The following is a 12,835-nucleotide window of genomic DNA, read 5'->3' as shown; positions in this document are numbered from 1 at the left end:
TTTCCTCATTAAATAAAAAAAAGCGAAGATGCTCGCAACACCTTCGCCCAATTGGTTTTCAATTTCTTTTTACTCAAAAATTAAACCTATCAAATGTATAAAAAATATTTGACTTGCATGTTTTATGTCCTACTCGGACGTTCACACCAAATTTTAGCAAACGCGTTAAAATCAGCGCCTATGTTCCGGTATCCAGCCTCAACAAGGCTTTTGCAAATTTGTTTTGCCTTGTTTATTTTGCTTGCACAACGTGATGCCCAAGCTCAGTCTGTTGCCGCAAAAGAAATTTCTGTTTCGTTTAACAACATTGGTATTGAAGATGCGATAAAGCTTGTTGAACAACGCGCCAAGCTAAGGTTTGTTTATAACGACAATCTTATCAATAAGAAAACTATCGTTAATCAACGTTACCAAAATCAGCCGCTGTCAGTTGTTTTAAATGGCTTGTGTACACAGGCTAAACTTACGTATCAGATAGTTGACGATCAATACATCATACTCAGACCAAGTAACCTGCCTGATGCCATTGAGACAGAAAACACTAAGGATATGGCTGCCGGGTATGTACAAAGCGGAAAAGTTATTGATGAAACCGGTGCGCCGCTGCCGGGCGTCTCTATCCGTTTAAGTAATGCAAGCAATACCGCGCAAACAGATGTAAACGGTTCTTTTAACATTGGTATACCAAGCGGTAACCAAGTACTGATCTTAACTTACATCGGCTACAAAAAAGCAGAAAAAGCGCCTGCCCGGGACCAGGAGCTTACTATTGCCATGGAGCCCGATCCGGGTAAGCTGGATGAAGTGAAGATTATTGGCTACGGCACCGCAACCCGCAGAACCAGCACCGGCTCTCAGGTAGAAATTGGCGCGAAGGAATTGATGAATACACCCGCTACAAATCCGGCTTCTGCTTTGCAGGGCCGTGTGCCGGGCGTTTATATTACGCAGGGCAATGGCTTGCCCGGCAGCCCCATGACTTTTACTATCAGGGGTACCAACTCTGTTGACGGCCGCAACAACCCACTATTTATTGTTGATGGGGTACCCTACCTGGCCGACGCGATAAACGCGCAGGCAGGCACGCCGCTCGACGCGGCTAACGGCTCAACCAGCCCCCTAAACAGTATTAATCCGGCCGATATAGAGAACATATCGATATTAAAAGATGCCGACGCTACCGCTATTTATGGTTCAAGAGGAGCAAACGGCGTGATATTGATCACCACCAAAAAAGGAAAGGCTGGTAAAACACAGGTTGATGGTTTAGTAAAACACGGCGTATCAGAAGTAACGCATTTTGTTAAAACACTTAGTACGCCTGAATACCTCGCTTTAAGGCGCCGCGGCTATCAAAACACCGGTATTGACCCGGCAGATGACCAGGCTTTTGACCTTACCCAATGGGATCAAAACGCGTATACTGATTTTCAAAAATTATTGATCGGTAATAAAGCACAGATGACAGACGCGACGCTTGCGCTGAGCGGAGGCGATGCTTCAACCAATTTCAGGTTTAGCGGTACGCACCACCGCGAGGGCAACGTATTTATAGGCGACCAGGGTTTTGTAAGAAGCGCTGCTAATTTTAACCTGGGGCACAAAAGCCTGGATGATAAATTTGAATTTACACTATCAACCATCTACAGTACAGATAAAAACAATGTTACGATATTAGATCAAACCAATGCCGCTTACAACCTGCCGCCTAATTATCCGCTGTACAATCCTGATGGATCATTGTATTGGAGCGGTGTGAGTTTTGGTGTACCGGCCAACCCATTAGGGCAGTTAAATGAGTTGCAGGATAACCGTTCAAGCAACCTGATCAGCAACATCACATTAAGCTACCATTTCCCAAAAAACATCACGTTCAAAACATCATTGGGTTACAGCCGCTCAGATATGGATCAGAAAAGGTTAACCCCTATGTCGTCAATGGATCCGGGTATTCCGTGGAATGTTTCCAGAAGCTTAACTGCTTACAATCTCACCAATAATTACATTATTGAGCCACAGTTAACTTATAATACAGCCATCAGTAAGGGTCAGTTGAACGTATTATTAGGTGCTACCTGGCAATTTCAAAATTCAAGGCAGCCATTTTATACACTGGCCAGCGATTTTCCGTCTGACGCTTTCCTCGAAGACCTGAGATCTGCTGCTGATGTAAGTACCAGCAGTGGTTCAAGCCAGTATAAATACGCTTCAATATTCGGCCGCATTAATTATGATTGGGAAAAGAAATACATCATCAACCTGAATTTCAGGCGCGACGGATCTTCACGTTTCGGCCTCAACAACCGTTATGGAAACTTCGGATCAGTAGGCGCGGCATGGGTATTTACTGAAGAGAACTTTGTAAAAAACTTTTCGTTACTGAGCTTCGGTAAATTGCGTGGCAGCTACGGTATTGTGGGTAGTGATCAGATAGGTGATTACCAATACCTGGATTCATATTCTTCTGTTCCGTATATATACAATGGCGTACCCGGACTCACTCCTACCCGTATCGCTAATAACGATTACCGCTGGGAGCAAACACGTAAATTTGAGGCAGCAATTGACTTGGGCTTCCTGAAAGACAGGATATCAGTGAGCGCTGCTTATTACCGCAACGAAACCGGCAATCAATTGGTAGCTTTCCCGCTATCTATACAAGCCGGTTTCCCAAGCTACCAAGCCAATATGCCGGCCAAAGTAGAGAACAAAGGCTGGGAGTTTACGTTATCAACGCAAAATTTTAAAACAAAAGCCTTCCAATGGAACACCGGTTTCAACCTTTCTATCAACCGCAACAAATTATCGTCATTCCCTGATATTGAGAAAACTTCTTATGCTTCACGGTACGTTGTCGGACGGCCGCTCAATAGCTTCTACGTATACCGCTACACGGGCTTTAATGCGCAAACCGGCCTGCCTAGTTTTGAAGACGTTAACGGTAATGGTAGTATAAACTTTGGCCTGGCTACTGGCGATCGATATTACGCAGGTACATCACAACCTAATTATTACGGAGGATTAACCAATACAGTTTCTTATAAAGGTTTAACGCTGGACTTTTTGGTGCAGTTTGTAAAGCAAAAAGGCCGCTCCATACTATCACAATCATTCAACCCTCCTGGTTTTATGAACAACTCGGCAGCAGGGCCTATGTTAGCCTATGTAAATGCCGGACTTCCGACACAACTGCAGGTAACCAGTACTTATGATGATGCTTATGACGCTTACTCTGATTACACAAGCTCAGACGCTATTTTAAAGGATGCTTCCTTTATTCGCTTTAAAAACGTGAGCCTGGCTTATGATTTTAAAGGCGATTGGGTAAAGCGTGCCAAGCTTCAAAACCTGAGGTTACAGGTGCAGGCGCAAAACCTGTTTACCATAACCAATTATGTTGGGTTTGATCCCGAGTCTCAAGGATTAAGCGTACCCCCTTTACGCACTATTGTCGGTGTCATTCAGTTCACATTTTAATCCCGGTAATTATGAAATTTACGAACAACATCAAAATATCAATTATAGTTGCTTTGCTGTCATTAACATCCTGCCAAAAAGTACTGGATATTGACCCGCCTGTAAACGAACGGCCTTCAAACGTAGTATTCGCCAGTGACGAGAATGCGAAAGCGGCACTTTCCGGTGCATACAGCCGTTTAGCCGGATCAGAAACTTATGGTTCAAATTTAACTGTAATTACCGGCCTGGCCGCCGATGAGCTCAGAACTACATCGCCCTCTGTTAGGTATGTACAATTACAGAATAATACCTATGACGCGATTAACAATAGCTTGATCAGAGACATTTGGGAAGATTCGTACTCAAGCTTATATCGTTTTAACGCCATAATTTCAGGCCTCAATGGAGCTAACGGAGTAACTCCTGCTGTAGCTCAACAGATGCTGGGTGAGGCAAAAGCCATGCGTGCCTATATATTGATGTACCTGGTGCAGCTATATGGCGATGTGCCGCTGGTTCTTACAACTACCGTACAGGAAACGGCCCTCTTGTCCAGAACTCCTGCTACAGAGGTTTGGCAACAGATTATCACTGACCTGACCGAAGCCAAAGCGGCATTGGCCGATGATTATGTAAGTAATAACGGCACGGCACAGCGTATTCAAATAAACAAAAGCGGCGCGGCAGCCTTGCTGGCAAAAGCTTACCTGGCTACCGGGCAATATGCACTGGCCGTTAGCAATGCAAGCGAAGTAATTAACAATACTACCCTTTACAGCTTGTTACCGGGTACACAATTGGGCGATATATTCCTTGCCAACTCACATGAGGCTGTCCTGCAATTTGGATCGGCTTTTTCAGAAGATACGGGTTACGCTGGTGAAGGCGGGCTTTTTATACCCAGTGCTTTTACTTTTGCCCTGAATTTTTCAATTACGGATGGCCTGCTAAATGCCTTTGAAACTAATGACAGGCGCAGAACTGAATGGGTAAGATCATATACACTAAATAACGTAACCACCAATCAGCCATTCAAATATCAAAACGTTGACAGAGATGCATCAACTGCCTCGGGCAGGGTTGAATCAGTAATGGCTATCAGGCTGGCTGAGGTTTACCTGGTACGCGCCGAGGCCAATGCCCGCTTATCAAACGCCGGGCAAACGGTAGCTGATCTGAACGCGTTGCGTACCCGCGCGGGGTTAGACGAGTTGCCAACAACTGTTAATTTATTGAATGCTGTTGCACAGGAGCGGCGGGTGGAACTATTTTGCGAGCGTGGCGACCGCTGGTTAACCCTTAAACGCATCGGCAACGTAGGCCAGGTTATTGGCGCGCTAAAACCTACCTGGACTAATACCGCGCAGGTTTATCCGCTCCCGCAAACGGCAATTGACGCGAACCCTAATCTTGTTCAAAACCCGGGTTACAGATAAACCCATATCCAAGTAGAAAAACTACCGAAATAATGACAGAAAATATTGTGAAAATTACCGGGCTCTCGCACCGGTACGGGGCCTCATGGGCTATTCGCGACATCAATTTTGAGATCAGCCAGCATGGCGTTCTGGGATTGCTTGGCTCAAACGGGGCCGGCAAATCAACCACCATGAACATTATGTGCGGCGTGCTGAACCAAACGGAAGGCGTTGTTGAAGTTGGCGGGCACTCCATGCAAACCGACGCTATAGCCGCCAAAAAGCTGATTGGCTTTTTGCCGCAGAATGCCCCGCTGTACCTTGACCTGACCGTTAAAGAATACCTGACGCACTGCGCACACCTGCGCCTGATACCCCCACGCCAGGTAACATCCGCAGTTTACAAAGCAATGAGTAAATGCGGTGTTACCCATTTTGCCAACCGCCTGATAGCTAATCTATCAGGCGGTTATCGGCAGCGGGTGGGTATTGCGCAAGCTATCATCCACGAGCCGCGGCTGGTGGTTTTGGATGAACCAACCAACGGCCTTGACCCTAACCAGATCTTGGAAGTGCGTAAATTGATAAAGGAAATTGGTGAAGAAAAGGCCGTGATCTTTTCATCGCATATACTGCCCGAGATACAAGCCACCTGCAGCCACATTAAAATGATTGAGAACGGCCGTATGGTTTTTGCCGACAGTATGGACGCTTTCAACAATTACATTGTGCCCGACAGCTTGATTGTAAACCTGAAAAACGCGCCCGGTATTGAACTGCTTGAACGTGTTGAAGGAGTTACCAAAGTAGAGGCATTGAGCGATGACCGGTTCCGCATCCATTTTTCAAACGGACAGGAGCTTGCTGAAAGATTGATCGCCATGAGTGTTGCCCACAACTGGCGTATGCAAGAGATCAGCTTTGAAAAAAGCTCGCTCGACCAAATTTTCGCACAATTATCTCAAAAACCTACAAGCGCTACCGCATGAAAAATATTTTAAGAATTGCCCGTATCGAATTAAGCCAGCTATTTCTTTCGCCCGTGGCATGGATCGTTCTGCTGGTATTTATGGTACAATCAGGCTGGCAATATATGTCTATGCTCGAGCGGCTGGAGCAGGGCCAGCAAATGGGCCAGCAAATGGGAGAAATTACCAACCGCATCTTCGCCGGTTTCCGGAGCCTGTATCCAAACATGAAGGATTACCTGTACCTTTACATTCCCTTGCTTACCATGGGCCTCATCAGCCGCGAAACGCATAGCGGCTCCATCAAACTGCTCTACTCCTCGCCCATACGTGTGCTTGATATTGTACTGGGCAAGTATATGGCCATAGCCGTTTACTGCCTGCTGTTAATGAGTGTATTACTTGGCCTGGGTGTAGTATCGTTATTCACCATTCAAAATGTTGATTTTACATTTATCATTTCGGGCATCATTGGCTTATACCTGCTGGTGTGCGCGTATGCCGCAATAGGGCTCTTTATGTCGAGCCTTACTTCTTACCAGGTAGTAGCGGCAATCAGCACGCTGGTAGTATTGGCTATACTTAACTTTATAGGCGGCTTATGGCAGGATGTGAACTTTGTAAGAGATATTACTTACTTCCTGTCGATCTCCGGCCGTACTGAAGAAGCGATAAACGGCTTGCTGGCCTCAAACGATATTCTTTATTTTATCATTGTTATCTCGCTTTTCCTCGGGCTTACCTTGCTGAAACTTCAGTTTGAAAGGCGTACCATAACCTTGTCTACAAAGGTAGTGCGTTATACAGGTTTTATCGCTATAATGCTGCTGCTAGGCTACCTGAGTTCGCTGCCACAGTTTACCCTTTTTAAGGATATGACAGTTAATAAAACGCGTACGTTGACTGCTCCAAGCAAAAAAGTTATCGACGCGTTTAAGGAACCGGTAGAGATTATCACGTACGTGAATCTGCTGGATGAAAACAACTATTTCGGGATGCCGATGTATCAGAATCAAGATAAAAAAGTATTTGAGCTTTATTCGAGGTTTATGCCTTACATGCGCCTGAAATATGTTTTATTTTGGGCTGATGCCGGAAACGAGCGTTTGTATAAAGAAAACCCGGGGCTGAGCCACGAGCAGATTGCCCGCAAGCTGGCCAAGATAAATGAGCTTGATTTTAATACCTTTTTAAGGCCGGAGCAAATAGACAAAATTATTGACCTGAAGCCGGAAAGATACCGTTCGGTGAGAGTGATTAAGTATTTGAACAAAACCTCAACACTCAGGATTTATGAAGATCTGTTTCGCCAACCATCAGAGAAAGAGATCACCGCTGCATTGAAACGCCTTATAGTAAAACCGCCGGTGGTAGGGTTTGTGCAGGCGCATAAAGAACGCAGTATTATTAGATCCGGAGACAGGGATTACAAAGTATCAACCAATGAAATAACTTTCCGCTATTCGCTGATCAATCAGGGCTTTGATGTTAAACCGGTTTCGCTTACCGAGTCTGCCTTGAATACTAAAGCAGATATATTGGTTATTGCCGATCCGGTTTCGGCGTACAGTGCTAACGAACTGTCAAACCTGAAAGCGTTTATTAATGCTGGCGGCAATTTGATGATAGCCGCGGAACCCGGATCAGGCGCGAGCACTAATCCTATTCTGAATTTAGTGAATATTAAGTTAGAGGATGGGTCACTTGTTCAGGAAAGCAGCAATTTTGAACCATCATTTGTGCTAAGCGGGGTAGCCTTAAAAAACTGGACGGGTTTGGTTGGCAGCAGCAGCTTTACAAAGCTGGATAGTCCGTTTGTTACCACACCGGGTGCGGCAGCATTAAGCCTTATTCCCGGAAGCGGCTTTACTACCAAGCCGGTGCTGGTAACCCAGGCATCCAATACCTGGCAAATTACACAGATAACACCGGATAAAACCACCGAAATAAAGGATACCAGAAACGACGACCAGAAAAGGTCGTTCCCGGTGGCTTATGCTTTAAAACGGCAACAAAACGGCCGAGAGCAACGCATCCTGGTAACAGGCGATGCCGACTTTATGAGCAATGCCGAACTCATGCGCCAGTCGCCGCGCTCGGTTAACTTTTCGTTTGTAACTGAGCTTTTCGGCTGGTTTAGCAACGGACTGTTCCCTATAAATACATCGCGTCCGGAATCAACCGATACGTTTATTATGATGGACAGCAAACAGCTTACCATTTTGCGGTGGTGCTGGATAGGGCTTCTGCCTGCCTTGATCATCATATCAGTTTCAAGCTTGCTAATTATCAGAAAAAGGAGATAGTGATGAAAAGATTTTTTAAAGCCTTCTTGGTGGGCATCACTATGCTTTCATCAGCACATTTGTTTGCTCAGGATAAGCTGATCCCTAATGACCCGGGCGTTGTTCAGGGGACGCTAAGCAATGGGTTTCGTTATTACATCAAACGTAATCAGCAGCCTGCAGGCCGCGCTACCTTGTACCTGGTAACCAAAGCCGGCTCCATCCTGGAAAAAGAAAATGAGCGCGGTATTGCTCACTTTATTGAGCACATGAATTTTAACGGAACAAAACACTTCCCCAAAAATGAGCTCATCAGCTACCTGGAACGCGCCGGTGTGCGTTTTGGCGCCGACCTGAATGCGTATACCGCTTATAACGAAACCGTTTATCAGCTACCGATACCTACGGATGATAAACAGCTTTGGAAAAATGGTTTGCTGATTATGCACGATTGGGCCAATGGTGCCACTATTAGTGAGCAGGATTTTAATAGTGAGCGAGGCATTATACTGGAAGAAAAGAGAATGCGGAACAGCATTAACCAAAGGCTTCAGGATAAATATAACAGTCAGCTATTTAATCATTCGCGCTATGCAGACCGCGCCCCTATCGGTACAGAAAATGTGATCCGTAATGCCAACGTAACCATCGCCCGCGCTTTTTACAAACGCTGGTATCGGCCCGATTTGCAAGCGCTGGTTATAGCGGGCGACATTGACCCTAAACAAGTTGAACAGGAGATAAAAGCTTTGTTTGCTGATCTGCGTAACCCCAAGCCAATGGTAACCCGCGGCAACTATGCAATCAAGCTACAGGACTCATCGACATTTATAAAACTTAGCGACCCGGAATACGGGCGTTACACTATTGCGTGGTATTACAAATTTTTGCGCAGGCCTGTAAAAACTGAAATACAGTTCAAGCATAGGCTGATACAAAGCCTTGCAAGCAGGCTTATATCAGCCCGTTTCCGGGAGATTGCCGATCGCGAGAAACCGGCTTACCTGAGTGGTACCGGGGGCATTGGTGGCGTAGTTGAGAATTTGAACGCACTGCAACTACAACTGGTGCTTAACCCTGAGAAAATTGATGCCGGGATAAGATCATTTTTGCTGGAGGTTGAACGCATTCGCCGCTTTGGCTTTACAAATGAAGAACTTGAACGCATAAAAGACCAGGTGATGCTGGCTGCCAATAACCGCTTAACCGAGCAGGACAAAATAAGTTCGACAGAGTTGGCTGAGGATTATCTCGACCATTTTACCAAAGGCGACAATTTTCCATCCCTTAAGTTGCAACATGCCCTAACGGTAAGTACGCTAAAGACTATTACCGAGCGGGATATTAATGAACAGCTCAAAGGTTTGTTCGCTGCCAAAGATCGCTCGGTTGTTGTATTAGGGCCGGCATCAGGCTTAAATAAACTACCCGGCGAGCAGCAGTTGCACGCATGGGAAAAAGAGGCAACGGCGGCAGATATTAAACCTTATCAAGCCACGGCCATTGCAAAAAGCCTGATGACGGAACAGCCATCGCCTGGCAAAATTATGGCGGAAAGCGGGCCGGATAGTGCCGGAGTAACCAAATGGACTCTCGCAAACGGGGCGGTTGTATACTTTAAGCCAACCAATTTTAAAAATGACGAAGTATTGTTCTCGGCATTCCGGAGCGGCGGCTCCGCAACGTTTAGTCTTGAATACAGCTATTCGGTTAAGAACGCTACGGCTTTTATTACAAGCAGCGGTGTTGACCGGTTTAGCGCAAGCCAGTTGGCACAATTGCTTAATGGTAAGGATATGCAGGTAAGGCCTTATATCAATGATCGGTATGAAGGCTTTAGGGGCATAAGCTCCAAAAAAGATCTATCGGTCGCACTATCACTTACCCATCTCTACATGACAAGGCCCAGGTTGGATACGGCCACCTTTTCTCGGATCATGGAGCAATCAAGGGCAGCCTTCCGCAACAGGGTGGCTGATCCTTCGCGCGATTTAACGGACACGATAACGTATGTATTATCCGGCTATCACCCGCGCCGTAAACCTATGGCACTTGCTGATTTTGATAAGATTGATTCAGCCAAGATACTTGCGTCATTTAGGGAGCGCTTTTTAAACCCTGCCGATTTCAAATTTATTTTTACCGGCAATTTAAATGTGGACACGCTCAGGAAAATAGTTACTACCTATATCGGCAGCCTGCCCGCGAATAAACCACCGGCACCAGCATCCGATCTGAATATTAGGGTACCTGAAGGGCATATACGTAAAGACCTGAAAGGCGGAAACGATAAAAAAGCCTCGGTACAATTGGTTATTAGCAACAAGTTTACCTACAATGCCAAAAATGTGCTTTACCTCGATTTGCTGCGTGCGGCTTTGGAGTTCCGCTTGTTAGGTAGGTTACGTGAAAAAGAAGGTGGAATTTATTCGCCATCGGTTACCGTAAGCCCGGTAAAAAACCCGGTAAATTTCTATGCTTTTACCATTGCGTTTGAGTGTGACCCGGAACGTATGGAAAACCTGATACAAGCCACCCGTGAGGAAATCGACAATCTTGCCAAATCGGGCTTAACGGCAGACGAGTTGCAAAAATTCATTGCCGAAGAAACCCGTTCGTACGAGTTAAATATAAAAAACAATGCCTATTGGCAACAGTACATACAGCAGCAGCTAATGGATGGCGAGCCTGTTACTGATATTTTAAATTATAAAAAAGACTTGGGTAAGCTAAATATAAATGATAGCCGGTCTGTCGCGGCTGAACTACTTTCACGTAAAAATGAGATCCTGTTCACCCAAAGCCCTAAATAACTTCATTCGTTCTGGTTAGTTAATAGTAGTAGACCGGCAGTGTGAAGGCTGCCGGTTTTTTATGAAATACAACACCTAACCTCTTAACTGTTCATCTTATAAATTTACTCATTCGGCTTCATTCATCATGCCGTACACCTATCGCAAATGTAATTGTTACTACTCACTAAAGCTTATTTGCCTTAGATGCTTCTGTTTTTAAAAATTAAAAGAAGAGTCCGATTTTGAACCCCTCTTTTAATCAACTTCATCACAGGATGAAATTATATACCATAATGAAGCATCATGTATTCACCTATTATTTCAGCGCATAGTTAAGGTATCCACCATCCGCAACAATTTCCGTTCCTGTTATAAAGCTCGCAGCATCAGAAGCCAGAAACAATACGGTTTTTGCAATTTCGTCAGGATCACCTAACCGTTGAAGCGCTGTAGCACCGGCTAAGAACGCTTGTGCATCAGCAGGCACGACAGTGTCAAGACCAGGTGTAGCTATCGGTCCGGGACTTACGATATTGACGCGAATTTTTCTTCCTGCCAGTTCATTCGCAGCAATTTGGGCTATTTTATTCAACGCACCTTTTGTGGCAGAATAAACAATTGACCCCGCATTGGCAGCGGTGGCTGCAGTTGAAGAGGTAAATAGTACTGATGCCCCGTTTGCCAGGTAAGGAATTAATTTTTGCAACGTAAAGAAATGCCCCTTAACATTAGTATTAAATTGCGCGTCAAAGTTTTCTTCTGTTACCTTTTCCATTGGCTCAAATACCCCGATCCCCGCGTTAAGGAACAACACATCTAATTGTTGCCCACTTTCCGAAACTGCTTTTTCAAGAATTGAGATGCCGTGAAGTTTTGAAGTATCTGAAACCACGGTAAACAATCTCGGATTATTTATTTGTGAAGCTGCTTTTTGTAAATTCTCTTCACTTCTTCCTGTGATCCAAACATTTGCTCCTTCGGAGATAAATGCTTTTGCTGTTGCCAGGCCTATGCCGGTAGTTCCGCCGGTTATAACGACGTTTTTATTTGTAAAGTCCATAATTAAATTTTTTAGTTAATTTTGCAATCTGTTTTTCGAACTACAAATATACCTAAAAGTAGTTTTAAAAATAAACCGCTTTTTATTTTGACAATATGGAAACAATTGAAAGAAGATCATCATGTCCGATCAATTATTCGGTGGAAATCTTTGGTGATAAATGGATGCTATTACTTTTAAGGGATTTGATGTTTAACGGCAAAAATTCCTTCCTGGAGTTTCGGGCATCTGATGAAAAGATATCTTCTGCTGTACTTACGGAAAAGCTGGGTTTGCTTTTAAACGAAGGTATTGTAACCAAAATTACGTCCCCAAAAAATGCGTCCAAGTTTATTTACCTGTTAACTGATAAGGGTATCGAATTGGTACCCTTTATGGTAGAAATTCTTAACTGGGGCTCCAGGTACAATCCACACGGCGGCCCGAAAACGTTATTGGAAGGAATTAAAAAAAATAAAAAGAAGGCAATTATTGAGATACAGGATAGATTGAGGAGTCAACGGGAATATCTTATAGAATAATGAGCCGCTCGTATATTATTGAAGAATTAAAAGATTATGTGACCATTTATTAGCGAATCAAAAAAGCGATCAAGCTAACAATTACTTACAGGTAGCTGAATTGATGCTCTGAAGCATGCATTCAAAAGGAGCGAAAAAGATCAGAATAAAATAAAAAACCCTATAAATCGATGACTTACAGGGTTCATGATTAAAAAAACATTTGGGTGCGCCCACCTGGGTTGGTAGGCTATCTCTATATGCCGTTGATAATTTATATCTTACAAAGTATATAACAACTTCGTTTAGGCGTTTTACTCTTTCCCCCTTTCGCGCACTCAAAAAAATAT

7 protein-coding genes are annotated in these 12,835 nt (G+C 44.5%); 6 read left to right on the top strand and 1 reads right to left on the bottom strand.

Going from position 1 to position 12,835, the window contains the following annotated elements:
• The first annotated feature begins 237 nt into the window (after positions 1–237).
• The 5 genes from AC3WJC_RS04990 to AC3WJC_RS04970 are packed head-to-tail and all read left to right on the top strand — an operon-like array spanning position 238 to position 10,943.
• A complete protein-coding gene (locus tag AC3WJC_RS04990) occupies positions 238–3,477 on the top strand; it encodes a SusC/RagA family TonB-linked outer membrane protein (RefSeq protein WP_492397970.1) in 3,240 nt (1,079 codons plus the stop codon).
• A gap of 11 nt (positions 3,478–3,488) precedes the next feature.
• Positions 3,489–4,895, top strand: a complete 1,407-nt coding sequence (locus tag AC3WJC_RS04985) for a RagB/SusD family nutrient uptake outer membrane protein (protein ID WP_492397969.1) — start codon at positions 3,489–3,491, stop codon at positions 4,893–4,895.
• Between the two features lie 32 nt (positions 4,896–4,927).
• Complete coding sequence (locus AC3WJC_RS04980; RefSeq protein ID WP_492397968.1) at positions 4,928–5,866, top strand: ABC transporter ATP-binding protein; 939 nt, start codon at positions 4,928–4,930, stop codon at positions 5,864–5,866.
• A complete protein-coding gene (locus tag AC3WJC_RS04975) occupies positions 5,863–8,151 on the top strand; it encodes a Gldg family protein (RefSeq protein ID WP_492397967.1) in 2,289 nt (762 codons plus the stop codon). The genes AC3WJC_RS04980 and AC3WJC_RS04975 overlap by 4 nt, the downstream gene beginning before the upstream one ends.
• 2 nt (positions 8,152–8,153) lie before the next feature.
• Positions 8,154–10,943: a M16 family metallopeptidase gene (locus AC3WJC_RS04970; protein ID WP_492397966.1), complete on the top strand. Its 2,790-nt coding sequence runs from the start codon at positions 8,154–8,156 to the stop codon at positions 10,941–10,943.
• 298 nt (positions 10,944–11,241) lie between these two features.
• Here AC3WJC_RS04970 and AC3WJC_RS04965 read toward each other — a convergent pair whose 3' ends face one another.
• Entirely contained in the window at positions 11,242–11,985 is a 744-nt protein-coding gene (locus AC3WJC_RS04965) for an SDR family oxidoreductase (protein WP_492397965.1), read from the bottom strand.
• A gap of 95 nt (positions 11,986–12,080) precedes the next feature.
• Here AC3WJC_RS04965 and AC3WJC_RS04960 point away from each other — a divergent pair, with 95 nt between their 5' ends.
• Complete coding sequence (locus AC3WJC_RS04960; protein WP_492397964.1) at positions 12,081–12,506, top strand: winged helix-turn-helix transcriptional regulator; 426 nt, start codon at positions 12,081–12,083, stop codon at positions 12,504–12,506.
• Positions 12,507–12,835 lie beyond the last annotated feature (329 nt).

The sequence above is a fragment of the Mucilaginibacter sp. FW306-07-L genome, assembly GCF_058782065.1.
The sequence above is the reverse complement of the archived record's forward strand: the minus strand, read 5'-3'. Positions and strand labels throughout refer to the sequence as shown.